Source organism: Streptomyces avermitilis MA-4680 = NBRC 14893, assembly GCF_000009765.2.
Taxonomy (GTDB): Bacteria; Actinomycetota; Actinomycetes; order Streptomycetales; family Streptomycetaceae; genus Streptomyces; species Streptomyces avermitilis.
Window position 1 is genome coordinate 8,016,345 of the sequence record NC_003155.5, and the last position, 26,056, is coordinate 8,042,400.

General features: G+C 71.0%; 25 protein-coding genes. 18 read left to right on the forward strand and 7 right to left on the reverse strand.

The genetic code is table 11. The features are described from left to right. The first annotated feature begins 103 nt into the window (after window positions 1-103). The 6 genes from SAVERM_RS34425 to SAVERM_RS34450 all read left to right on the forward strand — a co-directional run bounded on the left by SAVERM_RS34425 (window position 104) and on the right by SAVERM_RS34450 (window position 5,589). Window positions 104-727, forward strand: a complete 624-nt coding sequence (locus SAVERM_RS34425; protein WP_010988101.1) for a TetR/AcrR family transcriptional regulator — start codon at window positions 104-106, stop codon at window positions 725-727. Between the two features lie 323 nt (window positions 728-1,050). Next, entirely contained in the window at window positions 1,051-2,634 is a 1,584-nt protein-coding gene (locus SAVERM_RS34430) for an ATP-binding protein (RefSeq protein WP_010988102.1), read from the forward strand. After that, on the forward strand, window positions 2,631-3,038 hold the full coding sequence (locus SAVERM_RS34435; protein ID WP_010988103.1) for a roadblock/LC7 domain-containing protein: 408 nt from the start codon (window positions 2,631-2,633) through the stop codon (window positions 3,036-3,038). Before SAVERM_RS34430 ends, SAVERM_RS34435 begins: the two co-directional genes overlap by 4 nt. Continuing rightward, window positions 3,035-3,460, forward strand: coding sequence for a DUF742 domain-containing protein (locus SAVERM_RS34440; protein WP_010988104.1), 426 nt, complete (start codon window positions 3,035-3,037; stop codon window positions 3,458-3,460). Before SAVERM_RS34435 ends, SAVERM_RS34440 begins: the two co-directional genes overlap by 4 nt. Continuing rightward, window positions 3,441-4,061, forward strand: coding sequence for a GTP-binding protein (locus tag SAVERM_RS34445; RefSeq protein WP_010988105.1), 621 nt, complete (start codon window positions 3,441-3,443; stop codon window positions 4,059-4,061). Before SAVERM_RS34440 ends, SAVERM_RS34445 begins: the two co-directional genes overlap by 20 nt. A gap of 67 nt (window positions 4,062-4,128) precedes the next feature. Beyond that, window positions 4,129-5,589 (forward strand): cytochrome P450, encoded by a 1,461-nt coding sequence (locus tag SAVERM_RS34450; RefSeq protein ID WP_010988106.1) that lies wholly within the window; start codon window positions 4,129-4,131, stop codon window positions 5,587-5,589. A 70-nt stretch (window positions 5,590-5,659) separates the two neighbouring features. Here the strand turns inward: SAVERM_RS34450 and SAVERM_RS34455 are convergent, their stop codons facing one another. Next, window positions 5,660-6,601, reverse strand: a complete 942-nt coding sequence (locus SAVERM_RS34455) for an RluA family pseudouridine synthase (protein WP_042493887.1) — start codon at window positions 6,599-6,601, stop codon at window positions 5,660-5,662. A 158-nt stretch (window positions 6,602-6,759) separates the two neighbouring features. Between SAVERM_RS34455 and SAVERM_RS34460 the strand changes: the two genes are divergently transcribed. Continuing rightward, window positions 6,760-7,362 carry a GNAT family N-acetyltransferase gene (locus SAVERM_RS34460; protein WP_010988108.1) on the forward strand — a complete coding sequence of 201 codons (603 nt, stop codon included), beginning with the start codon at window positions 6,760-6,762 and terminating at the stop codon, window positions 7,360-7,362. Between the two features lie 15 nt (window positions 7,363-7,377). Here SAVERM_RS34460 and SAVERM_RS34465 read toward each other — a convergent pair whose 3' ends face one another. Continuing rightward, complete coding sequence (locus tag SAVERM_RS34465) at window positions 7,378-8,937, reverse strand: amino acid permease (protein ID WP_037646465.1); 1,560 nt, start codon at window positions 8,935-8,937, stop codon at window positions 7,378-7,380. Window positions 8,938-9,244: 307 nt separating this feature from the next. Between SAVERM_RS34465 and SAVERM_RS34470 the strand changes: the two genes are divergently transcribed. From SAVERM_RS34470 to SAVERM_RS34480, 3 genes are all read left to right on the forward strand, one after another. Beyond that, window positions 9,245-9,892, forward strand: a complete 648-nt coding sequence (locus SAVERM_RS34470) for a PadR family transcriptional regulator (protein WP_010988110.1) — start codon at window positions 9,245-9,247, stop codon at window positions 9,890-9,892. A gap of 249 nt (window positions 9,893-10,141) precedes the next feature. Continuing rightward, window positions 10,142-11,173, forward strand: coding sequence for a daunorubicin resistance protein DrrA family ABC transporter ATP-binding protein (locus SAVERM_RS34475; RefSeq protein ID WP_010988111.1), 1,032 nt, complete (start codon window positions 10,142-10,144; stop codon window positions 11,171-11,173). Further along, a complete protein-coding gene (locus SAVERM_RS34480) occupies window positions 11,170-11,946 on the forward strand; it encodes an ABC transporter permease (protein ID WP_010988112.1) in 777 nt (258 codons plus the stop codon). The genes SAVERM_RS34475 and SAVERM_RS34480 overlap by 4 nt, the downstream gene beginning before the upstream one ends. Window positions 11,947-11,966: 20 nt before the next feature. On the opposite strand, the gene SAVERM_RS34485 is transcribed toward SAVERM_RS34480, so the two are convergent. Further along, entirely contained in the window at window positions 11,967-12,815 is an 849-nt protein-coding gene (locus SAVERM_RS34485; protein WP_010988113.1) for a siderophore-interacting protein, read from the reverse strand. 62 nt (window positions 12,816-12,877) lie between these two features. Then, the gene (locus tag SAVERM_RS34490; RefSeq protein WP_037646657.1) at window positions 12,878-13,816 is read right to left on the reverse strand and encodes a 5'-3' exonuclease; all 939 of its coding nucleotides are present in this window, start codon (window positions 13,814-13,816) and stop codon (window positions 12,878-12,880) included. A gap of 204 nt (window positions 13,817-14,020) precedes the next feature. Between SAVERM_RS34490 and SAVERM_RS34495 the strand changes: the two genes are divergently transcribed. The 6 genes from SAVERM_RS34495 to SAVERM_RS34520 all read left to right on the forward strand — a co-directional run bounded on the left by SAVERM_RS34495 (window position 14,021) and on the right by SAVERM_RS34520 (window position 20,901). Beyond that, on the forward strand, window positions 14,021-15,100 hold the full coding sequence (locus SAVERM_RS34495; RefSeq protein WP_010988115.1) for a quaternary amine ABC transporter ATP-binding protein: 1,080 nt from the start codon (window positions 14,021-14,023) through the stop codon (window positions 15,098-15,100). Further along, the gene (locus tag SAVERM_RS34500; RefSeq protein WP_010988116.1) at window positions 15,093-17,708 is read left to right on the forward strand and encodes an ABC transporter permease/substrate binding protein; all 2,616 of its coding nucleotides are present in this window, start codon (window positions 15,093-15,095) and stop codon (window positions 17,706-17,708) included. Before SAVERM_RS34495 ends, SAVERM_RS34500 begins: the two co-directional genes overlap by 8 nt. A 102-nt stretch (window positions 17,709-17,810) precedes the next feature. Further along, window positions 17,811-18,491, forward strand: a complete 681-nt coding sequence (locus SAVERM_RS34505) for a hypothetical protein (protein WP_010988117.1) — start codon at window positions 17,811-17,813, stop codon at window positions 18,489-18,491. A 179-nt stretch (window positions 18,492-18,670) separates the two neighbouring features. Then, window positions 18,671-19,246, forward strand: a complete 576-nt coding sequence (locus tag SAVERM_RS34510; RefSeq protein ID WP_010988118.1) for a helix-turn-helix domain-containing protein — start codon at window positions 18,671-18,673, stop codon at window positions 19,244-19,246. Window positions 19,247-19,340: 94 nt separating this feature from the next. After that, window positions 19,341-20,138 (forward strand): class I SAM-dependent methyltransferase, encoded by a 798-nt coding sequence (locus tag SAVERM_RS34515; RefSeq protein ID WP_010988119.1) that lies wholly within the window; start codon window positions 19,341-19,343, stop codon window positions 20,136-20,138. A gap of 31 nt (window positions 20,139-20,169) precedes the next feature. Further along, window positions 20,170-20,901: a helical backbone metal receptor gene (locus tag SAVERM_RS34520; protein ID WP_037646470.1), complete on the forward strand. Its 732-nt coding sequence runs from the start codon at window positions 20,170-20,172 to the stop codon at window positions 20,899-20,901. Here SAVERM_RS34520 and SAVERM_RS34525 read toward each other — a convergent pair. Then, window positions 20,867-22,027: a TDT family transporter gene (locus SAVERM_RS34525; protein WP_010988121.1), complete on the reverse strand. Its 1,161-nt coding sequence runs from the start codon at window positions 22,025-22,027 to the stop codon at window positions 20,867-20,869. The two genes, SAVERM_RS34520 and SAVERM_RS34525, sit on opposite strands and share 35 nt — an antisense overlap. Window positions 22,028-22,097: 70 nt before the next feature. Here SAVERM_RS34525 and SAVERM_RS34530 point away from each other — a divergent pair, with 70 nt between their 5' ends. Further along, entirely contained in the window at window positions 22,098-23,018 is a 921-nt protein-coding gene (locus SAVERM_RS34530) for a LysR family transcriptional regulator (protein ID WP_010988122.1), read from the forward strand. Window positions 23,019-23,049: 31 nt separating this feature from the next. On the opposite strand, the gene SAVERM_RS34535 is transcribed toward SAVERM_RS34530, so the two are convergent. Together SAVERM_RS34535 and SAVERM_RS34540 are read right to left on the reverse strand one after the other, a co-directional pair. After that, the gene (locus SAVERM_RS34535; protein ID WP_037646474.1) at window positions 23,050-23,733 is read right to left on the reverse strand and encodes a gamma-glutamyl-gamma-aminobutyrate hydrolase family protein; all 684 of its coding nucleotides are present in this window, start codon (window positions 23,731-23,733) and stop codon (window positions 23,050-23,052) included. 127 nt (window positions 23,734-23,860) lie between these two features. Further along, the gene (locus SAVERM_RS34540) at window positions 23,861-24,616 is read right to left on the reverse strand and encodes a FadR/GntR family transcriptional regulator (RefSeq protein ID WP_037646477.1); all 756 of its coding nucleotides are present in this window, start codon (window positions 24,614-24,616) and stop codon (window positions 23,861-23,863) included. Between the two features lie 75 nt (window positions 24,617-24,691). Here SAVERM_RS34540 and SAVERM_RS34545 point away from each other — a divergent pair, with 75 nt between their 5' ends. Continuing rightward, the gene (locus SAVERM_RS34545; RefSeq protein WP_010988125.1) at window positions 24,692-26,056 is read left to right on the forward strand and encodes a glutamine synthetase family protein; all 1,365 of its coding nucleotides are present in this window, start codon (window positions 24,692-24,694) and stop codon (window positions 26,054-26,056) included.

The following is a 26,056-nucleotide window of genomic DNA, read 5'->3' on the forward strand; positions in this document are numbered from 1 at the left end:
CTCGCATTGCCGGTCGGTTACCGATCCCTCACGGAAACCGTCCGGAGAGCGTCCGGCATCGCCCGAAGATCGCGTGGCGGTGCCGTGTGCGAGGATCGAACGCATGGGGACCAGTGGACGGCGGGTGGGCAGACCGCGCGCCGCGCAGCGGCCGGACAGCGGTCTGTCGCCGCGCGACGAACTCCTCACGGCCGCCGCCGAGTTGTTCACGACCCGTGGCTACGCCGCCACGACCACCCGTGCCGTCGCCGAGCGGGCCGGCATGCGGCAGGCGTCCATGTACCACTACGTCTCCGGCAAGGAGGAATTGCTCGCCGCGCTCCTGGAGTCCACGGTCACGCCCTCGCTCGCCCTGGCCCGGCACCTGCTCGCCGAGGACGCCGCCCCGGCCGAGAGCCGGCTGTGGGAGCTGTGCCGCACGGACGTGGAACTGCTCTGCGGCGGCCCGCACAACCTCGGCGGCCTGTACCTGCTGCCCGAGGTGCACACCGAACGCTTCGCCGGTTTCCATGCCGTACGGGCCGAACTGAAGGACACCTACCGGCAGTTGCTGGCCGCGACGGCCGTGGGCGGCGCACTCGCCAAGAGTGAGCTGGATCTGCGTACGGATCTGGTCTTCGGGCTGATCGAAGGTGTCATCCTCGTTCACCGCTCCGATCCGGAGCGCCCGGTCTCGGCTTTCGCCGAGGCGACCGCGGACGCCGCGCTGCGCATCGTCGGCGTCTGACGGACGTCCCGCCCCGGTGCCGGAAGCCGGGGGTCACCCCCGTGGGCGACAGTTTTCGCATGCCTGTGCCTCGTGACGCAGTGTGTGCGAATGGAGGCGCAGCGTGCAAATGGGGCCGAGCGTACTCCTGGCGCAGGAGTCATTTCAGGTGCTTGCTGAATATGACATAGCGATGATCCGGTCGGACTAAGCTCGCCCGCAGCGCACCAGGTTGAGATGAATTCGTGCGCCTGTTCCCAAAAATACCGAAGATCCAGATCCGTACCCCACGTACCTCAGCACAACACCCCCCAACCCCAGCCGATTTGTCTCAGAGGGCATACATGGTGAGTGTTCAATCGCCTCCCGGTGGCCGTGAACTTCCCTACGCGCGCGTGCTGTTGCTGCCGGCCATACTGATGGCCGCGGCGACCGGGGCCGCCGTCGCCTTGGTGGCGGAGCCGGCCCGGATCGCCGTCGGCTGGTGCGGAGCCGTCGCGACGCTCCTCGTCATCGCCGCCGCGGCCGAAGCGGTACGCCGCGGCCGCACCGTCCGTGAGCTGCGCGCCGAGGTCGCGCGCCGGACCGCCGACCTGGAAGAACGCGTCGCCGCCCACGACGCGGAGTTCGTGCGCCTGGGTCAGGAAATCCTGCCCGCGGCACTGGAGTTGGTGCGGGTCGGCGAGTCCCCGTCGGAGGTGATCCGCAAAACCGTCGACGCGGAGCCCGAGTGGCGCGACCTTCCCCCACCGCAGCGCAGTCTGCTGACCACCGTCGTCAGGGTCGTGGACCGCCAGTTCGCCCTGCGCGACTCCTCGCAGCGCACCTTCGTCAACATCGCCCGTCGCGTCCAGGCGATCGTCCACCAGCAGAACAAGGAACTGCGGGAGATGGAGGAGGACCACGGCCGTAACCCCGAGGTCTTCGACGACCTGCTCCGCATCGACCACGGCACCGCGCTGATCGGCCGTCTCGCCGACTCCATCGCCGTCCTCGGCGGCGGCCGGCCCGGCCGCCAGTGGCCCCTGCCCGTACCGCTGTACAGCGTGCTGCGCGGCGCGATGTCCCGCATCCTGGAGTACCGCCGCGTCGAACTGCACTCCATCGCCAAGGTCAATGTCGCCGGCGTCTCCGTGGAACCGCTCATCCACGCCGCGGCCGAACTCCTCGACAACGCCACCCGCTACTCGCCGCCGCAGACCAAGGTGCACGTCACCGCGATCGAGGTGCAGACCGGCGTCGCCATCGAGATCGAGGACGCCGGCGTCAGCCTCAGCGAGGAGGCCCTCGCCCGCACCGAGGGCATGATCGAGCGCGCCAAGATGAGCATGGACCTCCAGGACATCGGCGAGACCCCGCGTCTGGGCATGGCCGTCGTCGGCCGCCTCTCGACGATGTACAACATGCAGATCTCGCTGCGGCAGTCCGCGTACGGCGGCGTCCGCGCCGTCCTCGTCGTGCCGCGCGACATGCTCACCGACGACCCCGCCCCCGGCTTCGCCCACGGCATCGGCGCCGCCTCCGCACCGATCATGGACACCGACGCGGTCGAGGCACCCGACCGCAAGGCCAAGAAGCGCCGCCCCACCACCGGACCCCGGATCCCGAGCCAGTACGCGGACATGGAGGACGACGTCCCCGAGGTCACCGAGTGGACGGCCAACGGACTGCCGCAGCGGCGCCGCCGCGTGCAGATGTCGCTCACCGAGCGATACGCCGAGCAGGCGCGGATCGAGGCCGAGGCGAAGGCCACCGGGGTCAACATCTGGGAACCCGAGCCCGCCCCGGAGGAGCCGAAGGAGCCCGAGCCCGAACCCGGACTGTGGGTCGAGGCGTTCATGAACGGTCTCAAGGGCGACCCGGATCCGACCGCTTTCACCAAGAACCCGGCCCTTGCGGAGGCCGATGACGAGGGGGACCTCAAGTGATCCAGCAGCGAGCCAACTTCGACTGGATGCTCAAGGAACTCGCCGACGGGGTACCCGGCGTCCACCAGATCGTGGTGCTCTCGGCCGATGGACTGCGCATCGCGCGCTACGGCGGTGACCCGGACGCCGCCGACCGCGTCGCCGCGGCCTGCGCCGGACTGCAGAGCCTGGCCGGTGCCGTCGCCACCGAGATCCCGCACAGCGACGGCAAGATGCGCATGGTCATCATCGAGATGGACGGCGCCTACTTCTACATGATGGCGGCAGGGCCCAACGCCTACCTCGCGGTGCTCTCCGACGTGACGGCGGAGGCCGGGCTGATGAGCAACCGCATGCGCGACCTCGTCGTGCGCATCGGCGCCCACCTGACCAGCCCGCCGCGGCGCAACGGGCAGACCGTATGACTCCTCCGCAACGCCGACGGCGCTCCCCCGAGCCACAGCCTCCGCCCCGGCCCCCTCAGCCGAACGACGGGAACGACGGGAAGGACGGCGACGCGAGCAACCCGGAACGGCTGTTCATCCTCACCGGCCTGGCCGACGGGGGCGAACGGGCGGCCCTCGACCTGGTCACGCTGATCGTGGCGGGCGCCGACCCGCCGCCGACCGCCCCGCCGGAGCAGTCGGCGCTCCTGCGGCTCTGCCAGGCCCCCCTGTCCGTGGCCGAGATCTCGGCCTATCTCAGGCTGCCGTTCAGCGTGGTGACCGTCCTGCTCACCGAGCTGCTGGCGGCCGAACTGGTAACGGCACGCGCCCCCATCTCGCGAGAGGCGCTGCCCGACCGTTCCCTCCTCGAAGCGGTGATGCATGGACTTCAAAAGCTCTGACGCCATCAGGGGCCCCCGGACCGAGGACCATCTGCCGCACACGGCCCAGGCCGCCGTGAAGATCGTCATCGTCGGCGGCTTCGGCGTCGGCAAGACGACCATGGTCGGTTCCGTCAGCGAGATCAGGCCGCTGACCACCGAGGAGACCATGACACAGATGGGCATCGGCGTCGACGACAACTACGGCTCGGAGAGCAAGACGGCCACCACCGTCGCGATGGACTTCGGCCGTATCAGCATCACCGAGCAACTGGTGCTGTACCTGTTCGGGACGCCCGGCCAGGAGCGCTTCTGGTTCCTGTGGAACGGCCTGTTCGAAGGCGCCCTCGGCGCGGTCGTCCTGATCGACACCCGCCGCCTCGAGGTCAGCTTCGACGTCATCGGCCGGCTGGAGGAACGCGGGGTGCCCTTCGTCATCGCCGTGAACGACTTCCCGGACGCGCCCCGCTACCCCGTCGAGGATCTGCGCGGCGCACTCGACCTGACCGAGGACATCCCCATCGTGAAGTGCGACGCGCGGCGCCGGGCCTCCAGCCGGGAGGTCCTGATGACGCTGATGCACTTCCTGCACTCGCTGGCCGTGTCCAAGACGTCCGTCTGAACCGGCCACGCCCCCACCCGCCGACTCCGCGGAGTCCTCATCCACTTCAGTCTTCGGAGCGACCATCGTGACGCCTGAACCCCACCCCTCGACCGGCACGGACGACCCGACGTTCGGCCCGCCCCCCGGCTGCCCCGCCCACGACCCCGGCCTCGGCGGGGTGCGCAGGCTGTACGGGCCCGAGGCGGAGGACCTGGGAGACCTGTACGAGAAACTCCGCGCCGAACACGGTGCGGTGGCCCCTGTGCTGCTCCACAACGACGTACCGATGTGGGTCGTGCTGGGCCACACCGAGAACCTGCACATGGTGCGCAGCCCCTCGCAGTACACCCGTGACAGCCGCGTCTGGACCCCCGTCCTGGACGGCACCGCGGGCCCCGACCACCCGCTGATGCCGCACATCGCCTGGCAGCCCATCTGCTCGCACGCGGAGGGCGACGAGCATCTGCGGCTGCGCGGGGCGGTCAGCGGTGCCATCTCGACCATCGACCACCGAGGCATCCGCCGCTACATCAACCGGTCGTCGCAGGCTCTCGTCAACCGGTTCTGCGAGGAGGGCAGAGCCGACCTGGTCGGCCAGTTCGCCGAGCATCTGCCGATGGCGGTGATGTGCGAGATCCTCGGCATGCCCGACGAGTACAACGACCGCATGGTGCAGGCCGCCCGCGACATGCTCAAGGGCACCGAGACCGCGATCGCCAGCAACGCGTACGTCATGGACGCCCTGATGCGGCTCACCGCCCGCCGCCGGGCCCACCCCGAGGGGGACTTCACCAGCCACCTCATCAACCACCCGGCGCAGCTCAGCGACGACGAGGTCGGCCAGCATCTGCGGCTCGTACTGATCGCCGCGTACGAGGCCACCACCAACCTCCTCGCCAACGTGCTGCGCATGGTCCTCACCGACCCGCGCTTCCGTGCCCAGCTCAACGGCGGCCAGATGACGGTGCCCGAGGCGGTCGAGCAGTCCCTGTGGGACGAACCGCCGTTCAGCACCGTTCTCGGCTACTTCGCCAAGCAGGAGACCGAGCTCGGCGGCCAGCTCATCCGCAAGGGCGACGGTCTGCTCCTCGGGATCGCGCCGGGCAACGTCGACCCGCACGTACGCCCGGACCTGTCGGCCAACATGCAGGGCAACCGGTCCCACCTCGCCTTCGGCGGCGGCCCGCACGAGTGCCCGGGCCAGGACGTCGGGCGCGCCATCGCCGACGTCGGCGTCGACGCCCTGCTCATGCGGCTGCCGGACGTCCAGCTCGACTGCGCGGAGGACGAGTTGCGCTGGACGGCGTCCATCTCGTCGCGGCACCTGGTGGAGCTGCCGGTACGGTTCGCGCCGAAGGAACCGCAGGACGTGTCGCAGCGGCCCAGCCTCCGTCCGCTGCCGCAGCCGGTCCCGAGCCGGCCGGTCCGGACGCAGCAGCCGCAGGCCACGACACCGCCCCCGGCGCCCCCGGCCCCGCCCGCCGCCGCGCCGGAACGCGGTCCTGGCGCCTGGCAGCGGTTCCTGCGCTGGTGGCGCGGCTACTGAGCCTTCTTCCTGTACCGGGCGTGCGGGTACCGGGTGTCCGGTCGCCGATCCTCCTGTGCCGGTGGCGTGGCTACCGGACCCAGTCCTCGTACGCCGACCAGGCGGTGAGTACCCGCTCGCTCAGGAACCGGTGCTCGTGCCCCGTGACCGGATCGGTGAACTCCAGGACCCGCGCGAGCAGTTGGAGCGGGCGCCGGAAGTCACCGGCCGGCCCGGGGTCGGTCACCACCGGGTAGAGGGGGTCGCCGAGGATCGGCAGGCCCAACGCGTTCATGTGCACCCGGAGTTGATGGGTCTGGCCGGTGCGGGGGAGGAGCCGGTACCGCCCCCGGCCGTCCCGGTGCTCCGTCAGCTCGATCCGGCTCACCGCGTTGGGCTCCCCGGCGACCTCCCGGGCGGCCAGTAGGCCCCGCTCCTTCAGGATCCGGCTGCGCACGGTACGCGGAAGGGCGACCTCCGGGTCGTACGTGGCGACGGCCTCGTACTCCTTGTGCACGAGCTTGTCGCGGAACAGCGACTGGTACGCGCCGCGCTCCCCGGGCCGTACGGTGAACAGCACAAGGCCGGCCGTGAGCCGGTCGAGCCGGTGCGCGGCCCCGAGCTCCGGGATGCCGAGGTCCCGCCGCAGCCGTGCGAGAACGGTCTCGGCGACATGGCTGCCGCGCGGGGTGGTGGCGAGGAAGTGCGGCTTGTCGGCGACGACGATGTGCTCGTCGCGGTACACCACGTCGAGCGCGAACGGCACGCGCTCCTCGTCGGGCAGTTCGCGGTGGAACCACACGAACATCCCCGGCACATACGCCGTGTCGCGCTCGACGGGCCGCCCGTCCGCCCCGACGATCAGACCGGCGTCGAGCATCCCGTCGACCACTCCGTCCCCGGCCGCGAGCCGGGCCACGAGATGGTCGCGGACGGTGCCCCAGGCCCCGCCCTGCGGCAGCTTCACCCGCACCGGGTCGACCCCCTCGCGCTGGGGGAGGGGAGAGGGCGGGATGCGGGGTTTGCGTCTCATTGCGATCAGCGTACGAGGGGCCACCGACAGCGGAGGTACGGGGGCGCGGGCCAGGGCGCCGGGTCCGGACGGGGCGAGGCGCGGGGTGCGGACGGGGCGAGGCGCGGGGTGCGGAAATCCACTGGGACCGCGGAGCGCACCTTGGCAGGATGCGGATCATGCCCTACCTCACCGGCCCGGTGCTCCCCGCCGGCACCCTCGCCCGCTCCGAGCAGCCCACGATCCCCACCGGCGACGGCCTGGTCCTGCGGCCCTGGACGGCCGAGGACGCGCCCGCTGTCCACGAGGCCTTCCAGGACCCCGTCATGCATCAATGGCACATCCGCGCCGCAGACTCGACGGACGAGGTCGCCGGCTGGATCGAGGAGTGGCGGACGGCCTGGGCGGGAGAACGGAACGTGCAGTGGGCCGTGGCCGACGCGGACACCGACCGGCTGCGAGGACGCGTCGCGCTGCGGGACGTCCTGCTCGGCGACGGGGTGGCCGAGGTCGCGTACTGGACCGTGGCGGGCGCCCGCGGACAGGGCGTCGCCGCGCGTGCCACCTCGGCCCTCGCGTCCTGGGCGCTCGACGAGGTCGGCTTCCACCGCCTGGAGCTGAGCCACGCCACGGCCAACGAGGCCTCCTGCCGTGTCGCCGCCAAGGCCGGCTTCACCCTGGAGGGCACCAGGCGCAGCGCCCTCCTCCACCAGGACGGCTGGCACGACATGCATCTGCACGCGCGCGTACAGGGCGATCCGAGCCAGGGCCCCACGGCCTAGGCCTGCCCTGGGTTCCTAGGCGGTCGCCTCCTGGACCGTCGCCTCCGGCGCGGGAGCCGGGGCCGACGTCCGCCCGCGGTACGCCCGGTAGGCCGCGCCCGCCGCGAGGGTCACCGCCAGGAACAGCACGGTGAACCACTGGAAGTACCAGTGCCCGCCCGCGGGGTCGTACACCTCCGCCCGCGGCCAGGCGAGGTCGACGGTCATGAGGAGGCCGTAGAGGAGGGCGAGCGTGTTGACGGGTACGCCCCAGCGGCCCAGGGAGAAGAGCGGGGCGCCCGTCTCGTCCGTGCCCTCGGTGGTGAACTCGCCGCGCAGCCGCCGTACCAGCAGCGGCCCGGTCACCATCGCGTACGCCAGGTACAGCATCACGATGCAGGTCGTACCGATGGCCAGGAAGGCCTCCGGGGAGGCGAAGTTGAGGAGCAGCAGCGCGGCCGCCAGGACGCCGACCACCAGGGCGGGGGCGCTGGGCATGCCGGTGCGCGGGTTGACCCGGGCCAGGCGCCGGGCGAAGGGGAGCCGGCCGTCGCGGGCCATGGAGAAGAGCATGCGGCAGGCCGCCGTCTGGATGGCGAGGGTCGCCACGGAGATCGCCACCACCACGTCGGCGAGCAGAACCCGGCCGACACCGTCGCCGAGGCTGCTGGTCAGGACGTAGCTCAGACCGTCGACCCCGAGGCGGCCGTCCGTCAGGCTGGGGGCCGCGAGCAGTCCGCCGAGGACGATCAGCCCGCCCAGCAGGCCGGCCGCGCCGAGCGCGGTGAGGATCGTGCGGGGCGCGACGCGGCGCGGGTTGTGGGTCTCCTCGCTCATCTCGCCCGCGCTGTCGAAGCCGATCATCACGTACGCCGCCGTGAACGACCCCACCGCCAGCGCCCCGAACAGGCCCGCTTGAGCCCCGCCGCCGGTGTGGAAGGTGATGCCGGGCGAGCGCTCGGAGTGGGTGAGCAGCAGCACGATGATGAGGACGGCCCCGATGATCTCGGCGGTCACGCCGACGCGGTTGATCACGGACATCACGCGGTTGTCGATGACGTTCACGAACGTGGTGAGCACCAGCAGGATGACGCCCAGCACCGCCGCGTTCGCCGCGCCGCTCGCGCTGGTGGGCGCCGGATCGCCGCCCACCAGCTGGAAGCCCGACCAGATCGGCGGCATCACCATCTGGAGCGCGAGTGCCGCCGCCGCGACCACCACGATCTGGCCGATCACCATGATCCAGCCGGCGAACCAGCCGAAGGTGAGGTTCGACAGGCGCGAGGACCACTGGTAGATCGCGCCCGAGATCGGATAGCGCGCGGCCAGCTCGGCGAAGCACGCGGCCACCAGCAGCTGGCCCACCAGCACGGCAGGCCAGGCCCAGAAGAAGACGGGGCCCCCGAAGGCGTACCCGAAGGCGAAGAACTGGAAGACCGTCGTCAGGACGGAGATGAAGGAGAACCCGGCGGCGAAGGAGGCGTACCGTCCCAGGCTGCGGTGCAGCTCCTGGCGGTAGCCGAACTCCGCGAGATCGGCGGCACTTTCGGGCCGTGGCGGGTCGGGGCGGACATCGGCGGGGGCGGTGCTCGTCATGGCGGCAACCTGCTTTCGCACAGCGGCGCGAGAGTTCCTGTCGGGCGACAGAAATTAGGGAGGCCCTGTTTCATGGGCGTCACGCGGCCGTGTCCGGGGCGGGCCTAAGTCCTCACGGGGTTGCGGAGGTATCTCAGACGCGATACATCGTGTGTATTGACCGGGCTTTTCGAAACGCGATATGTTCGGTCACGAATATTCGGTGCCGATGCGATGTCGATGCGCACGTCGACGTCGATGAACACGTCGACGCGATGTTGACGGGATGTCGACGGGATGCCGAGGGGATGGAAGGGGGGATTTCGTGATGGGGACCAAGCGCCGCAAGCTCGGCAATCCGCTGGCGCTGGCCGTGATGGTGCTGCTCATGGAGAAGCCCATGCATCCGTACGAGATCGCGCAGACCCTCTGCCGCCGCGGCAAGGACACCACCACGAAGATCAACTACGGCTCGCTCTACACGGTCGTCCAGAACCTGGAGAAGCACGGTTTCGTGGAGGTCGCCGAGGTGCAGCGACAGGGCAACCGCCCCGAGCGCACGCTGTACGGCATCACGGACGCCGGGCGCGAAGAGGCGACGGAGTGGCTGTCCGATCTGCTGGCGGTCCCGGCCCGGGAGTACCCGATCTTCGAGACCGCGCTCTCCTTGCTGGGTGTGCTCCACCCCGACGAGGTGACGCGTCTGCTCGAGGAGCGGCTCACCCAGCTGGAAGTGCAGGTGGCGAGCGCGCGAGGCGGCCTGGAGAAGCTGTACGAGACGCTGCCGCGCCTCTTCCTGGTGGAGACCGAGTACCAACTGCACATGGTCGAGGCGCAGGCCGAGTGGGTCCGCGGCTTCCTGCGGGAGCTGCACGACGGCTCGCTGGCCGGCGTCGAGGCATGGCGGCGTTTCCACGAGACGGGGGAGATCCCGCCCGAGTTCAAGGACTTGGAGGAGCGCCACTTCGAGAAGTGACCCCACAGAGAACAGACCCCGGCAGGACTGTTGCAGCAGTCCCGCCAGGGTCTCGAACCCCGAACCGGATCCGCCGTGAGGCAGACCGGGCGACCGAGGTGCGGCACACCCAGGATAGCCCGGCGCTCTTCACCCGGATCGATCGTCATCCGCTTGCACGGATCACGTCACGCCCGCCCATCGCGGACCTGCCGTCGTCCACCGCACAGCGGCCCCCTGGTCATCCGCTCACACAGGAGAGCAGTCGTCATGAACACCCGTGCGCCCGCGGTAGAGGCGCGTCAGCTGATCAAGACCTATCCCGGTGATGTCACCGCCCTGAGCGGCATGGACATCACCGTCGAGCCGGGCACCGTCTTCGGCCTCCTCGGGCCCAACGGCGCGGGCAAGTCCACCACCGTCAAGATCCTCACCACCCTGGCCCGCCCCGACTCGGGCACGGCCACCGTCGCGGGCCACGATGTGCTGCGCCACCCCGACCGGGTGCGCCGCGCGATCGGCGTGGTCGCCCAGAGCTCCGGCGCCGACCCGGTCGCCACCGGCCGGGAGAACCTCCGACTCCAGGGCAGGCTCCATGGGTTGAAGGGCGCCGGGCTGAGCCGCCGGGTGGCCGAGCTGCTGGACCGCTTCAAGCTGGCCGACGCCGCCGGGCGTCAGGTCAAGGGCTACTCCGGCGGTATGCGGCGTCGGCTCGATGTCGCGCTCGGGCTGGTCCACCGGCCCGAGGTGCTCTTCCTCGACGAGCCCACCACCGGCCTCGACCCCGAGGCGCGCACCGCCATGTGGGACGAGATCGCCCGGCTCGCCGGCGACGAGGGCCTGACCATCCTGCTCACCACCCACTACCTCGAAGAGGCCGACCGGCTCGCCGAACGTATCGCCATCGTCGACCGCGGCCGTGTGGTCGTCGAAGGCACACCGGACGGGCTGAAGGGGGAACTGCGAGGTGACGCCATCCACTTGGAGCTGCGCGAAGCGGTCGGCCAGGCCGGTCGTACGCTGCTGAAGGGCTCCCTCGGCGGGGTGCCCGGAGTGCACGAGGTGCTCTTCGACGACGCGCAGGGCCGCCGCGTCAGCGTCCGCGCGGACGACGGAGCCGCCGCGATGCCCGCCCTGCTCGGCGCTCTGGAGCGAGCCGGTGTCGGGGTGGCCGCGGCGACCGTGGCCCGTCCCTCGCTCGACGACGTCTATCTCCGTCACGCGGGGCGCCGTTACTCCGAGGCGGAGGCGGAAGGCGCCGACAGCCTCGCCCTCGCGGGAGCCACGGGAGGTACCCGATGAGCACGGCCGTCTCCCAGACCTGGTACATGACACAGCGTCAACTCATGGTGTTCGTACGGCAGCCCGCGTATCTGCTGATCACGTTGATCCAGCCGGTGGTCTGGCTGTTCCTGTTCGGCAACCTCTTCAAGAAGGTCGTCGAACTCGGCGGCTTCGGCACGACCTCCTACCTGGACTACCTCGTCCCGGGCGTGGTGGTGATGAGCGCGCTCAGCTCCAACATGTGGGCGGGCATGAGCACGCTCGACGAGATCCAGCGGGGCACGCTCGACAGGTTCCTCACCACACCGGTCAGCCGGGCGGCCCTGATGAACGGCAATGTCGTCAACAACGGCCTGGTCACCGCACTCCAGTCGGTGATCATCGTGCTGCTCGGCCTGCTGGGCGGCGCGGACTATCCGGGCGGGTTCGGCGGGGTAGCCGTTCTGATCGTCGCCTCGGTGCTGCTCGGCACGGTCTTCGGAGCACTGTCCAACGCGCTGGGCATGCTGGTCCGGGAGCGGGAGTCCATCATCGGCATCAACACGTTCCTGCTGCTGCCGCTGACCTTCCTGTCCAGTGCCTTCATGGCCACGTCCCAGATGCCCGGCTGGATGCGGCGCACAGCCGACTTCAACCCGCTCGACTGGGCGATGGTGGCGGGTCGTTCGGCCATGTCCGAGCATCCGGACTGGGGCGGCGTGCTCGGCCGGGGCGGGGCGCTGCTGGCCTTGGCGGTCGCGGCGGTGTGGCTCTCGATCCGGACGTTCAGGTCGTACCAGCGGTCGGTGTGACGGACGCGCTCAGGAGTCGCTCAGGAGGCGGCCGGTTCGGCCGTCTCCTGCTCCGCCTCCACCTGCGCGTTCCACTCCCGCTTCGCCGCCTGCCAGCCGTCCTCGTTGTGGCCGAGGCGCCAGTAGCCGGAGATGGAGAGGTCCTCGCGCGGGATCTCGCGCTCGACGCGCAGCAGCTTGCGCAGCTCCTTCACGAAGCCCGCCTCGCCGTGGACGAACGCGTGCACCCGCCCCGCCGGGAACTCCAGCGCACGGACGGCCTCGACCAGGGCCTCGCCGACCGGCCGGTCTCCGCGGTGCAGCCAGACGACATCCACGTCGGAGGCGATCTTCTGCTCCTCTTCCGGGCCGGAGACCTCGATGAAGGCACGCACGTCGGCGCCGTCGGGCAGCGACTCCAAGGCCGCGGCGATCGCGGGCAGTGCGCTCTCATCACCCGCCAGCAGATGCCAGTCGGCGCTCGTGTCCGGCGCGTACGCACCGCCGGGGCCCATGAACCGCACGAGTTCGCCCGACTGGACGCGGGTGGCCCACGGCCCGGCGAGCCCCTCGTCGCCATGCACCACGAAGTCGAGGGTCAGCTCGCGCAGTTCGGGATCCCAGGCGCGCACCGTGTACGTCCGCGTCACGGGCCACTGGTCGCGCGGGAACTCCTCGCGGACGCGCTGCATGTCGAAGGGCTCGGGGTAAGTGACTCCCTCGGCACCGAACAGCAGCTTCACATAGTGGTCGGTGCGGGTGCCCACGGTGAACTCGGCGAGGCCGTCGCCGCCGAGCACCACACGCTGCATGTGCGGGGTGAGCCGCTCGGTGCGGATGACCCGCGCCGAGTGGGGCTTAGGGGTCCTGCGTTCCGGACGCTCTGCCATGACGGCCTCCCAGATCTGCATGCTTAGGCTTACCTAAGTTAGCACCTTCTCCTGGGCAACATCTATGCCTGCAGCGTCGAGAGCAACCTGTGCAACGAGCCGCCGAGCCCCCAGCGGGCGGCGAGTTCGTCCAGGGCCGCCGGATCGCGCGGGGCGCCCGGCAGCGTGATGTCGACGTCCGGCAGCGGCACGTCACCGGCCACCCGCACGACCTTGGGCGCGACCGCGAGGTACGGCCGGGACTCGTCGAGGCGCTTGCGCTGCGACGGCGTCAGCTTCGCCTTCGGGTCGTCGACCGCGGCCATGATGCCGGCCAGGTCGCCGAACTCGGCGAGCAGCTTGGCGGCCGTCTTCTCGCCGATCCCGGGCACGCCCGGCAGACCGTCGCTCGGGTCACCGCGCAGCAGTGCCAGATCCGCGTACCCCCCTCCGTCGACTCCGTACTTCTCACGCAGCCACGCCTCGTCGGTGAGCTGGAGCAGGCCGACGCCCTTGAGCGGATAGAGGACCCGGATCCCGCGCTCGTCGTCCACCAGTTGGTACAGGTCGCGGTCGCCGGTGACGATGTCGACGGGGCCCTTCGCGCGGGCCGTGAACGTGCCGATCACGTCGTCCGCCTCGTACCCCTCGACGCCCACGCGCGCGATGCCGAGCGCGTCGAGCACGTTCTCGATGACGGGCACCTGCGGAGAGAGGGTGTCGGGGACCTCCTCCTCGTCCGGCCCCGACTCGCGCTCCTCGGCCACGCGGTGCGCCTTGTAGGAGGGGATCAGGTCGACCCGCCACTGCGGACGCCAGTCCGCGTCCATGCAGGCCACCAGTTCGTCGGGACGGTGGTCCTTGACCAGGCGGTCGATGAATTCGAGCAGTCCGCGCACGGCGTTCACCGGGGTGCCGTCCGGGGCCTTCACGGAGTCCGGGACGCCGAAATAGGCGCGGAAATAGAGCGAGGCGGTGTCGAGAAGCATGAGTCGTCGAGTTGGCTGCGTCACCTTTCGCATCATGCCGTACGGCACCGACAGGCACCCCGCCGACGCAGACGTGGCAGTTCAGAGTGCCCTTACGTAACAGAAGTAAACGGATTGTGAACTGGAGCACTCCTGAGTTTGACCCCTTCAAGAGGGGGCAGGCGCCGCGTCGGAGCAGAGCCCGTTGCATTTTCAATCGTCCGAGGGCCTCGCGACGCTCCAGGACGAGAGGTACACGTGTCATCCAGGCTGCAGGCCGAGAGCCTGTACAAGGTCTTCGGCAGACGACCCGGCGAGGCCGTGGAGCGGCTCCGCTCGGGAGCCGACCGCGAGGAGCTGCGCGCCGACGGCACCACCGCCGCCGTGATCGACGCCTCCTTCACGGTGGAGCCGGGTGAGATCTTCGTCGTCATGGGCCTGTCCGGCTCCGGCAAGTCCACACTGCTGCGCATGCTCAACGGACTCCTCGAGCCGACCGCCGGGCACGTCCGCTTCGACGACCAGGACCTGACCGCGCTCGGCGACCGCGCACTGCGCGAGGTCCGCTCCAAGAAGATCAGCATGGTCTTCCAGCACTTCGCGCTCTTCCCGCACCGCAGCGTCCGCGAGAACGCCGCCTACGGTCTCGAGGTGCAGGGCGTGCCCCGCGCCGAGCGCGAGCGGCGCGCCGACGAGGCGCTCGCCCTGTGCGGCCTCGGCGGCTGGGAGAAGTCCTGGCCCGACGAGCTCTCCGGCGGCATGCAGCAGCGGGTGGGCCTGGCCAGGGCGCTCGCCACCGACGCCGAACTGCTGCTGATGGACGAGTCGTTCAGCGCTCTCGACCCGCTGATCCGGCGCGATATGCAGGACCAGCTCCTGGAACTCCAGAAGACCCTCAAGAAGACCATCGTCTTCATCACCCACGACCTGAACGAGGCCATGCGCCTGGGCGACCGGATCGCCGTCATGCGCGACGGCCGCATCGTCCAGGTCGGCACCGCCGAGGACATCCTGGTACGTCCCGCCGACGACTACGTCGCCTCCTTCACCCAGGACGTCGACCGCTCCCGCGTCCTGACCGCGGGCGCCGTCATGGACCCGGACGTACGCGGCGACGAGGCGGACTGCGCCTGTGAGACCGCCACGCCCGACACGCCGTTCAACGAACTCTGCGCCATCAGCGCGCGTCTCTCGCATCCCGTCGCGGTGCTGGACAAGAAACGGAAACTCCTCGGTGTGGTGCCCCGGCAACGGCTCGTCGGCTTCCTCGGTGACGAGCGGGGCGAACCCGCCGCGTGTGCGACGCCGCGCGCGAAGGCGGTGACGACCGATGCCTAGGATCCCCTTCGGCGACTGGGTCAACGACACCGTCGACTGGCTGCTGAACCACATGTCGTGGCTCTTCGACTTCTTCAAGACGGTCTTCCTGGGTGCCTTCGACGGCATCGACGCGGTCCTCCAGGCTCCGCAGCCGCTCCTCCTCGCCGGAATCCTCGCGGTGATCGCGTTCTGGCTGCGCGGCACGTCAGCGGGTGTCCTCACCTTCGTGGGATTCGCGTTCATCGACTCCCTCGAACTGTGGGAGGACGCGATGGTGACCCTGTCGCTCGTCCTCGTGGCCACGGTCATCGCGCTCGTGGTCTCCGTGCCCGTGGGTATCTGGGCGGCGCGTTCGGACCGGGTCAGCAGCATCGTGCGCCCCGTGCTCGACTTCATGCAGACGCTGCCCGCGATGATCTACCTCATCCCGGCGATCCTGTTCTTCGGCACCGGCGCCCCCGCGGGCATCGTGGCGACCCTGATCTTCGCGCTGGCACCCGGCGTCCGGATGACCGAGCTGGGCATCCGTCAGGTCGACAAGGAACTGGTCGAGGCCGCCGACGCGTTCGGCACCACCCCCCGCAACATCCTGCTGCGCGTCCAGCTCCCGCTGGCGCTGCCGACGGTCATGGCCGGTGTCAACCAGGTCATCATGCTGGGTCTGTCCATGGCCGCCATCGCGGGCATGGTCGGCACCGGCGGCCTCGGCGGCGACGTCAACGAGGCCATCGGCCAGCTCAACGTCGGCCTCGGCTCGGAGGCCGGTGTCGCCATCGTCATCCTGGCCATCTACCTGGACCGCATGACCAGTGCCCTGGGCACCCAGGTCTCGCCGCTCGGCCGCCGCGCCGCCGCCAAGCTGCGCGCCGCGCAGGGCCTGAAGATCTGGTCCTACCGCCCCCGGGCCGCCGTGGCCGTGGTCGGTGTGGTCGTCCTCGCGCTGGTCGCGGGCGGCATGGGCATCTTCGGCGGTACGACGTCGTCGACCGCCGCGTCCGACGCCGAGAACGTCGGCCAGGGCAAGAAGGTCACCATCGGCTACATCCCGTGGGACGAGGGCGTCGCCTCCACCTTCCTGTGGCAGGAGGTGCTGGAACAGCGCGGCTTCCAGGTCGACACCAAGCAGTTCGACGCGGGCCCGCTCTACACCTCGCTCGGGCAGGGAGACATCGACTTCCAGACCGACTCCTGGCTGCCGACCACGCACGCGCAGTACTGGAAGAAGTACGGCAAGCAACTCGACGACCTGGGTTCCTGGTACGGCCCGACGTCGCTGGAGCTGAGCGTGCCCTCGTACATGAAGGGCGTCGACTCCCTGGCGGACCTCAAGGGCCAGGCCTCGAAGTTCGGCGGCAAGATCACCGGCATCGAGTCCAGCGCCGGCATGATGGGCCTGCTCAAGACCAAGGTCCTGAAGGAGTACGGGCTCGACAAGGAGTACAAGGTCGTCGACAGCTCCACGCCCGCCATGCTGGCCGAGCTGAAGCGCGCGTACGCCAAGAAGGACCCCGTCGTCGTCACGCTCTGGTCGCCGCACTGGGCGTACAGCGACTACGACCTGAAGAAGCTCAAGGACCCCAAGGGCGCCTGGGGCAAGGGCGACGGGGTGCACACCCTCGCCCGCAAGGGCTTCGCCCAGGACAACCCGGTCGTCGGCCGGTGGCTCAAGAACTTCAAGATGACCGAGAAGCAGCTCACCGGTCTCGAGGCGGAGATCAACAAGGCGGGCAAGGGCAAGCAGCAGGACGCCGTGCGCTCCTGGCTGAAGCGGAACCCGGGTGTCGTCGACAAGCTGGCGCCGGTCAAGAGCGCCACGTCCGGCGCCGCCGGCGAGACGAAGCGTCCGCTGGACGTAGCCTGGTTCCCCTGGGACGAGGACGTCGCCGTCACCTACCTGTGGAAGAACGTCCTGGCGCGGCGCGGCTACACGCTGAATCTCAAGCAGATGGACGTCGGCCCCGTCTACACGGGCCTGGCCTCCGGAGATCTCGACCTCAACTTCGACGCGTGGCTGCCGTACGCCCAGAAGAACTACTGGGACCAGCACAAGAACGACCTGAGAGACCTGGGCACCTGGTACAAACCCACGTCACTCGAAATCGCCGTGCCCTCCTACGTGAAGGACGTCAAGTCCCTCGCGGACCTCAAGGGCAAGGGCGGCACCTTCGACGGGAAGATCATCGGAATCGAGCCGGGCACCGGCGAGATGAACCTGCTCAAGACGAAGGTGCTTCCGGGGTACGGCCTGGACAAGGAGTACAAGGTCGTCGACGGCTCCACGCCCGCGATGCTCGCCGAGCTGAAGCGCGCGTACGCCAAGAAGGAGCCGGTCGCCGTCGTCCTCTGGTCGCCGCACTGGGCCTACAGCGAGTACAAGCTCACCAAGCTGGCGGACGACAAGAAGCTGTTCGGCGAGGGCAACACGATCCGGACCATCTCCAGCAAGCAGTTCCCGGAGCGGTATCCGCAGCTCACCAAGTGGATCAAGGACTTCCGGATGAGCGAGGCCGAACTCGGCAGCCTGGAGAGCGAGATCAAGAAGCGTGGGCAGGGGCATGAGCAGGACGCCGTCGCCGCGTGGCTGAAGGAGCACCCGGACATGGTGGGCCGGATGACTCCGCAGTAGTCCTGACGGCTCCGTGGAGTCCTGACGGCTCCGTGGAGTCCTGACGGCTCCGTGGAGTCCTGACGGCCCGAGGGGTGGGCTTCGCCGATACGCCGTCCGTGCGTGTGGCGTAGCCCACCCCTCGCGGCATGTCCGCGGGGCGCCCGTCGGCCCGCGCTCGGCGCCGACGGCAAGTGCGGCTCCGTACTGGCGTACGAGAAGGATCCGGACAACCGCATCGCGGTCCGCGGCCGTGCCGGCCCCGACGCCCCGCCGGCCGGGCGAGTCGAACGCGGCTTCGAGGTACCCCGCACCCTGTCGCGCGGTGCCGAGGGCACCCCGGACCCCGTCTCCGTGCACGACGGCACGCAGGTGAGGTCCGGCCCCTACCGGGGGGCCTGCGGCTCCGACCGCCGGCTCCGGCTGTCCGGCGGGACTTCAGGACCTGGCGGACCCGCCCTGACCAGCGGCTCGACCGTGCCCTGGAGGCGTGCGGGACCGGCGGCGACATCGGTGACCGCTCGCCGCTCCGCCTCGGCGCGGGGCCGCTCGTCCCGAAAACGGGGGCAGGGCCGATGCGACGACTTCGGGAGCCGGCGGACGTACGCCCATGATCGGGCCACCGGCGGGGCCGAACGGCTCGCCGTCCGCACCCACGGTGGCAACAGGGCCTTGGCCCACCCGCCGGCGACCCTCCTCGCCGGCCGGGACGGGCGTCCCGCGCTTCTGGTCAGCCGCTTCGTCCCGCGCGAGGGCTCGGCGCCCGGCGAGACGGGCGGGCCGTTCCACTGGCGCGAACTGTGAGCCTCGCCCTCCTCGGACATGACAGCGATGTGACGGGTGCATGAAACGGTTTGCCGAACATGCGTAGGGTGCAGAGAACTCATCAGGACTGGTTCGGACGCAGTGCAGGGAACAGGCGGCCACGGGTGGCCGGAAGCCGCGGGGCAGCGGACCGACGAGCGAAGGAGGGAGCCGGAGCGATGGGCGACCACAAAGAACAGCCCCTTCGGGTGGGCGCGGCCGTACGGCGTCGGCGCCGGGCACTGGAGCTCACCCTCGCCGTCGTGGCCGAGCGCAGCGGCCTGTCGGTCCCCTTCCTGAGCCAGGTCGAGAACGAACGGGCCCGCCCCAGCAGGCCCTCCCTGGAGCGCATCGCGGACGCCCTCGGCACCACCGCGGTCGAACTGCTCGCCGCGGCCGACCCGGCACGCAGCGTCGACGTCGTGCGCGCGGACGACACCGGGCTCACGCCCACCCGGGCGCGCGTGCGCCCCCTGGTGCGCGGTCACCACCAGTTGCACGCCATGGAGTTCACCGGCGACCACGACGAGGGCCGCGAATTCCAGCACCGCAACGACGAGTTGATGTACGTCGCCGACGGTGCCGTCGAGATCGAGGCGGAGGGCCGCGCCCACCGGCTCGGGCGCGGCGACACCCTGTATCTGACGGGCGGGGTGCGCCACCGGTGGCGGGCGACCGTACCGGACACCCGGGTGATCGTGGTCGCGGTCGCCGACCACATCGAGGCGGCCGAGGATCCCTCGGGCCGGCGCTGACCCGGCCTGCCGTCAGCCTGCCGTCAGTCCGCCGACCGCACGCTGACCGGATCGGGTGACACCGGTCACGGAGCGTGGCTGGAATACTGGCGGCATGCCCGACACCTCCGGATATGCCTTCGACAACACATCCGAAAGAGCAGGCAGCCGCTATGACGTGCTGGAGTCCACCTACGACCCCGTGACCTTCGCGCGGCTCGCCGAATTGGGTGTGGCGCCGGGAATGCGCTGCCTGGAGGTCGGCGCCGGTGCGGGCTCGGTCGCCGCATGGCTCGCCGAGCGCGTCGGACCGGACGGCTCCGTGCTCGCCACGGACATCGAACCGCGCTGGCTGGGCGAGCTCCCGGCGGCCGGCAACGTACGCGTCGTACGCCATGACATCACCCAGGAGGATCTGCCCGAGGGGCGGTTCGACCTGATCCACGCCCGTCTCGTGCTGCTGCACCTGCCCGAGCGGCAGGCCGCGCTCGACCGGATGGTGCGGGCGCTGCGCCCCGGCGGGCGGCTGGTCCTCGACGAGTTCGACTGCGGCTGGGTGCCGGTGCTGTCGGCGCCCTCGCCCGAATCCGCGGAGCTCTTCGAGCGGATGCACGACGCGGTGATGGGCGTGCTCACCCGGGCCGGCGCCGACATCCGCTGGGGACTGCACGCCTACGGGGCGCTGCGCGCGACCGGGCTGGCCGAGGTGGCGTCCGCCACCTGGGCCGAGGCGTGGGTGGGCGGTTCGCGCGGCATTCGGCTGCACCAGGTCAACATCCGGGATGTGGGCGGGCAGTTGACCGGGGACGGGCTGACGGACGACGATCTGGAGCGTTGTCTGCGGCTGCTCGACGACCCGTCGTTCGCCGTCAACTCCTATCCACTGATCACCACTTGGGGCAGGCGCCGGTGAGGACTTCGTGGGGCAGGCGCACTCGGGGCGGGTGTCCGTGACGCGTGTGGTCTCGCTCGTGCCCTCGCTCACCGAGGCCGTGGCCCGGTCCGCGCCCGGTGTCCTGGTCGGCGCCACCGACTGGTGCAGTCAGCCGGCGGACCTCGACGTCGTGCGGATCGGCGGGACCAAGAACCCCGATGTCGAGCGGATCGTCCGGCTCGGCCCCGATCTGGTGATCGCCAACGAGGAGGAGAACCGCGCGCCCGACCTGGCCGCTCTGCGCGAGGCCGGGGTCGAGGCCCTGGTCACCGAGGTGCGGGAGGTGCCGCAGGCCTTCCGCGAGCTGGAGCGGGTGCTGCACGCGTGCGGAGTGCCGGGCGGCCGGCCGCGCTGGCTGGACGAGGCGGAGGCGGCCTGGTCCCGGCTGCCGGCGCCGGGGCGTCGTACGACCGCCGTCGTGCCGATCTGGCGGCGGCCCTGGATGGTGCTCGGCCGGGACACGTTCGCCGGGGACCTGCTGGCCCGGCTGGGCGTCGACAACGTGTACGCGGCGCACGCGGAGCGCTATCCGCGCGTGCCGGTCGAGGAGCTGCGAGCCGCCGCTCCCGAGATCGTGGTCCTGCCGGACGAGCCGTACCGCTTCACCGCCGACGACGGCCCCGAGGCCTTCGCGGGCACGGCCTGCGCGCTGGTCAGCGGGCGCCACCTCACCTGGTACGGGCCGTCGCTGCGGGAGGCCCCGCAGGTCATCGTCGAGGCGGTGCGAGCAGCTCGCCGGTGACCAGCCCGCGGGCGGTACGGGCCGCGGTGACGGCCCAGGCGGCGACCAGCCCGGCGTACAGCGCGACGGCGAGTCCGTCGAACGCGGCGAGCCCGGTGTGCCGGGCCAGGGCCTCCGCGCCGGTGACACATGTACCGACCGGGAAGGTGAACGCCCACCAGGTCAGCGCGAAGCCCATGCCCCGCCGCCGGGCCCGCACCACCAGCGCGACCGCAAGGCCCAGCCACAGCAGGGCGAAGCCCATCACCGGGACGCCGTAGAGGACGGCGAGGACGCCGAAGCCCTGGTCGTACGGGGCGGGGACGACCCCCGGGGCGAAGTCCGCGAACTTGCCGACGGCGGTGGTGGACTGGCCGAGCGGGCCGAGGACCAGGAGAAGCGTCGGGGTGAGGACGAGGGGCAGGGGGCCCGTGGTGATGAGCCGGGCGAAAATCATCGGCAGCATCATGAGCGTGCCCAGCAGGCTGAGGCCGAACATCGCGACGCAGGCGAGCAGCAGGGTCTCCCGCGGCTGACCGGCCGGGAGATGCGGGACGAGCAGGGGGCCGAGGGCCGCCGAGACCATCGGGGCGACCAGGGGGAGCAGCCAGACGGGGGTGGCCCGGCCCGGCTCGATGCGGTGGCGGGTCACCATCAGGTAGGGCACCGCGACGGCCGCGGCGAGGCCGACGGCGGTGCCGGCGGTGAAGAGTACGGCGTCCAGGACGACGGCCGCGGTGGTGCCGAGCCAGTCCCGGCCGACGGTCAGGGTGGCGCCGCCGACGGCCAGCAGCGCCATGGCGAGGCAGCCGTAGAAGGGGGCCGTGGTGGGGCCCGTCGTGGGGTCGAGGAGGTGGGCGCGGGCCTGGTCGCGGTGGTGGATCCAGTGCAGGGCGCGGGCGCCGAGGAGGGTCACGAGCATGATCAGGGAGAGCGCCCAGAAGGCCGTGCAGGCGGTGCGCAGGCCCGGGAGGTCACCGGGGAGGCCCGCGGCGGAGCCCGAGGGAAGGCCCGCTCCCGCTGTGGCCACGATCGCGGTGCCCATCACCGAGGCGTACCAGTTGGGGCCGAGGTGGCGGAAGGCGGCGGCCCGGGGACGCGACGTGCGGACGCTGGGCGGGGCGAGGGGCTGGGCTGCGGTGACCATGGCTCCACGGTCCCTCCGTCCCGGGGACCTCACCAGGGAGTATGCCTCTATGGGGGCATAAGCTGGATTTATGAGCGAGGGTGTTGATGGTGGGTTGTCGGCCGGTCTTGCGCATCGGGTGCCGGAGTTGGGTGCGCTGGAGCTGCTGCTTGCCGTGGCACGGCTCGGAAGCCTCGGGCGGGCGGCGCGTGAGCTGGGGATCACCCAACCGGCGGCCAGCAGCCGGATTCGCTCGATGGAGCGGCAGCTGGGCGTGGCGCTGGTGGACCGGTCACCGCGGGGCTCCCGGCTGACCGAGGCGGGGGCGCTGGTCACGGACTGGGCGCGGCGGATCGTGGAGGCGGCGGAGGCGTTCGACGCGGGGGCCCAGGCGTTGCGGGGGCGGCGGGACTCGCGGCTGCGGGTCGCCGCGAGCATGACGATCGCGGAGTATCTGCTGCCGGGGTGGCTGATCGCACTGCGGGCGCAGCGGCCGGACACGGCGGTGTCGCTGCTGGCGGGGAACTCGGCGGTGGTCGCGGAGCGGTTGCTGGCGGACGAGGCGGACCTCGGGTTCGTGGAGGGGCTGTCGGTGCCGGCGGGGCTGGACTCGACGGTCATCGCGCACGACCGGCTGATCGTGGTGACGGCGCCGGGGCATCCATGGGCGCGGCGCCGGCGGCCGTTGTCGGCGGCGGAGCTGGCGGCGACGCCGTTGATCCTGCGGGAGGAGGGGTCGGGGACGCGGCAGGTGCTGGACGCCGCGCTGGGCGGACTGGCGCGGCCGCTGATCGAACTGTCGTCCACCACCGCGGTGAAGGCGTCCGCGGTGAGCGGGGCGGGGCCCGCGGTGCTGAGCGAACTGGCGTTGGGGGAGGAGCTGTCGGCGCGTCGGCTGGTGAGCATTCCGGTGGCCGAGGTGCGGTTGGGGCGGGCGTTGCGGGCGGTGTGGCGGTCGGGGCATCGGCCGACGGGGCCGGCGCGGGATCTGCTGGGGTTGACGCGGGGGTAGCGGGGGGAGGGAGGGGGCGGTGCGGCGCGGCTCAGGAAGCAGCTGCCACCAGGGCCCGCATGACCCGCAGGTCCTCGCCCATCTCCGGGTGCCACTGGACACCCAGGGCCCAAGCGGGTGCGGGGAGTTCGATCGCCTCCACGGTGCCGTCCGCCGCGTGGGCGCAGGGCAGCAGATCCGTGCCCAGGCGGTCCACCGACTGGTGGTGGTAGGTGGGGACCGCGGTCTCCTCCGGCGCCAGGTCTCCGTAGCGGGTGCCGGGTACCGGCTTGACCGGGTGGTGGCCGAAGGCGCCCACCTGCTCGACGTGCCCGTCGATGTGCTGCACGAGTGTGCCGCCCAGCGCGACGTTGAGCAGCTGCATGCCCCGGCAGATGCCCAGGAGGGGGGTGCCGGACGCCAGCGCGGCCCGGATCAGGGCCAGTTCCCAGGCGTCGCGCTCGGGAGCCGGCGGGCCCGTGCGCGGGGAGCGGGCCGCGCCGTAGTGGGACGGGTCGACGTCGGGACCGCCCGCGATCACCAGGCCGTCCAGGCGGCCCACGGCCGCGGTGGCGTGCGCCGGATCGTCCGGCGGGAGCATCGCGGCGAGTCCGCCCGCCCGCTGCACGAGCCGCGGATATCCGGCCGGGAGCAGCGCCGCCTCCAGCTCCCACACGCCCCAGCGCGCGCCGGACTCCAGATACGTACTCACGCCGATCAGCGGTCGTCCGGTCACGTGGCCGCCTCCCTTACTCCCAATGGCCCTTGCCCATACCTTTGCGGGTGGTCCAGGGCAAAGCAAGCCCCCCTGGCTGGAGGCGCGTGGCGCGTGGCGCACGGCCGACCACACGCGACGCCCCCGCTCAGGCCAGGAAGCCCCGCAGCAGTGCCGCCGTCCCCCCGCAGTGCTCCCGCATCATCTCCCGGGCGCCGTCCGCGTCCCCGTCCAGCACCGCCTCCACCAGTGCGGCGTGCTGCCGCTGCGAGTGCTCCAGGTTGCGCACCAGGAGGGGGATGCAGTCCAGCAGGTCGTTGACCGTCGCGCGTACGGCCGCGTACTGCGCGGTGAGGGACGGGGAACCGCCCAGTTCGGCGAGCGTGAGGTGGAGGAGCGTGTCCAGGCGGCGGTAGTCGGCGAGCGGTGCGTCCTGGGTGCGGGCGAGGGCCTCGCGCAGCCGGTCCTCCTGCTCCGCCGTGAGGCCGTGGGCCGCGCACAGGCCCGCCGCGCCGACCTCCAGCACCTCACGGAAGCGCAGTACGTCCTCCATGTCCACCTTCTCGATGCGGCGGCGCAGCTCGTCCTCGCCGCCCGCATCGGCCCTCGGCAGGACGAACGTGCCGCCGTACCGGCCGCGCCGCGACTCCACCAGACCCTGGTCCTGGAGCACCTTGAGGACCTCGCGCAGCGTCACCCGGCTGATACCGAGACGTTCCGCCAGCTCCCGCTCCGAGGGCAGCCGTTCGCCCCCCGGCACCAGTCCGAGCCGGACGACCTGGAGGATCTGCTCCAGCGCCTCCTCGAAGCCGTTGCCCGCCCGCACCGGACGCAGTACCGGCGCCAGCCGGTCCCCCCGGCCGCCGAGGCCGCCGAGGTCATCATCGGAATCCGCCTGTGGCATCTGGCCGTGCCCCCTTCCCAAGCAATGGTTCTCGGCAATACCTTATGGCTCTCGGCTGACCGAAGGAGCCCTCCCGTGGCAGACCGCACACCACCGCTCGGTGTCGAGGAGCTGCACGCCCTCGTCGCGGGCGGCGAGATCGACACTGTCGTCCTCGCGTTCCCCGATATGCAAGGGCGCCTCCAGGGCAAGCGGTTCGCCGCGCGCTTCTTCCTCGACGAGGTGCTGGAGCACGGCACGGAGGGATGCAACTACCTGCTCGCCGTCGACACCGACATGAACACCGTCGACGGCTATGACATGTCCTCCTGGGACCGCGGGTACGGCGACTTCGCCATGCATCCCGACCTGAGCACGCTGCGCCAGGTGCCGTGGAACGCGGGCACGGCGCTGCTGATCGCCGACCTCGCCTGGAACGACGGATCGCCGGTGGTCGCCGCCCCCCGCCAGATCCTGCGTCGCCAGCTCGACCGGCTCGCCGCCCTCGGCTACACCGCCCAGGTCGGCACCGAGCTGGAGTTCATCGTCTTCAAGGACACCTACGAGCAGGCCTGGGACGCCGGATACAAGGGGCTCACACCGGCCAACCAGTACAACATCGACTACTCGGTGCTCGGGACGGGACGGATCGAACCCCTGCTGCGCCGCATCCGCAACGAGATGCAGGCCGCGGGCCTCACCGTCGAGTCGGCCAAGGGCGAGTGCAACCCCGGCCAGCACGAGATCGTGTTCCGGTACGACGAGGCCCTGGTCACCTGCGACCAGCACGCCGTCTACAAGACCGGCGCCAAGGAGATCGCCGCCCAGGAGGGCGTGTCGATCACCTTCATGGCCAAGTACAACGAGCGCGAGGGCAACTCCTGCCACATCCACCTGTCGCTGGCGGACGCGGACGGCACCAACGCCATGGCCGGCGACGGACCCGGCGGCATGTCGGACGTCATGCGCCACTTCCTCGCCGGGCAGCTCGCCGCGCTGCGCGACTTCTCACTTCTGTACGCGCCCAACATCAACTCGTACAAGCGGTTCCAGCCGGGCTCCTTCGCGCCGACCGCCGTGGCCTGGGGCTACGACAACCGCACCTGCGCGCTGCGGGTGGTCGGCCACGGCCGCTCGATGCGCTTCGAGAACCGGCTCCCCGGCGGTGACGTCAACCCGCACCTCGCCGTCGCCGGACTCGTCGCGGCCGGCCTGTACGGCATCGAGCACAAGCTGGAGCTGCCCGAGGCCTGCGCGGGCAACGCCTACGCCGCCGAGTACGAGCACGTCCCCACCACCCTGCGCGAGGCGGCCGAACTCTGGGAGAACAGCCCCATCGCCAAGGCCGCCTTCGGCGACGACGTGGTCGCCCACTACCGCAACATGGCGCGCGTCGAACTGAAGGCCTTCGACGCCGCGGTGACCGACTGGGAGCTGCGCCGCTCCTTCGAACGCCTGTGA

Coding starts and splice junctions, on each gene's coding strand:
- SAVERM_RS34425 (WP_010988101.1), top strand. CDS start 104: ATGGGGACCAGTGGACGGCGGGTGGGCAGACCGCGCGCCGCGCAGCGG.
- SAVERM_RS34430 (WP_010988102.1), top strand. CDS start 1,051: ATGGTGAGTGTTCAATCGCCTCCCGGTGGCCGTGAACTTCCCTACGCG.
- SAVERM_RS34440 (WP_010988104.1), top strand. CDS start 3,035: ATGACTCCTCCGCAACGCCGACGGCGCTCCCCCGAGCCACAGCCTCCG.
- SAVERM_RS34445 (WP_010988105.1), top strand. CDS start 3,441: ATGGACTTCAAAAGCTCTGACGCCATCAGGGGCCCCCGGACCGAGGAC.
- SAVERM_RS34455 (WP_042493887.1), bottom strand. CDS start 6,601: ATGAGACGCAAACCCCGCATCCCGCCCTCTCCCCTCCCCCAGCGCGAG.
- SAVERM_RS34460 (WP_010988108.1), top strand. CDS start 6,760: ATGCCCTACCTCACCGGCCCGGTGCTCCCCGCCGGCACCCTCGCCCGC.
- SAVERM_RS34465 (WP_037646465.1), bottom strand. CDS start 8,937: ATGACGAGCACCGCCCCCGCCGATGTCCGCCCCGACCCGCCACGGCCC.
- SAVERM_RS34470 (WP_010988110.1), top strand. CDS start 9,245: ATGGGGACCAAGCGCCGCAAGCTCGGCAATCCGCTGGCGCTGGCCGTG.
- SAVERM_RS34475 (WP_010988111.1), top strand. CDS start 10,142: ATGAACACCCGTGCGCCCGCGGTAGAGGCGCGTCAGCTGATCAAGACC.
- SAVERM_RS34480 (WP_010988112.1), top strand. CDS start 11,170: ATGAGCACGGCCGTCTCCCAGACCTGGTACATGACACAGCGTCAACTC.
- SAVERM_RS34485 (WP_010988113.1), bottom strand. CDS start 12,815: ATGGCAGAGCGTCCGGAACGCAGGACCCCTAAGCCCCACTCGGCGCGG.
- SAVERM_RS34490 (WP_037646657.1), bottom strand. CDS start 13,816: ATGCGAAAGGTGACGCAGCCAACTCGACGACTCATGCTTCTCGACACC.
- SAVERM_RS34500 (WP_010988116.1), top strand. CDS start 15,093: ATGCCTAGGATCCCCTTCGGCGACTGGGTCAACGACACCGTCGACTGG.
- SAVERM_RS34510 (WP_010988118.1), top strand. CDS start 18,671: ATGGGCGACCACAAAGAACAGCCCCTTCGGGTGGGCGCGGCCGTACGG.
- SAVERM_RS34515 (WP_010988119.1), top strand. CDS start 19,341: ATGCCCGACACCTCCGGATATGCCTTCGACAACACATCCGAAAGAGCA.
- SAVERM_RS34525 (WP_010988121.1), bottom strand. CDS start 22,027: ATGGTCACCGCAGCCCAGCCCCTCGCCCCGCCCAGCGTCCGCACGTCG.
- SAVERM_RS34530 (WP_010988122.1), top strand. CDS start 22,098: ATGAGCGAGGGTGTTGATGGTGGGTTGTCGGCCGGTCTTGCGCATCGG.
- SAVERM_RS34540 (WP_037646477.1), bottom strand. CDS start 24,616: ATGCCACAGGCGGATTCCGATGATGACCTCGGCGGCCTCGGCGGCCGG.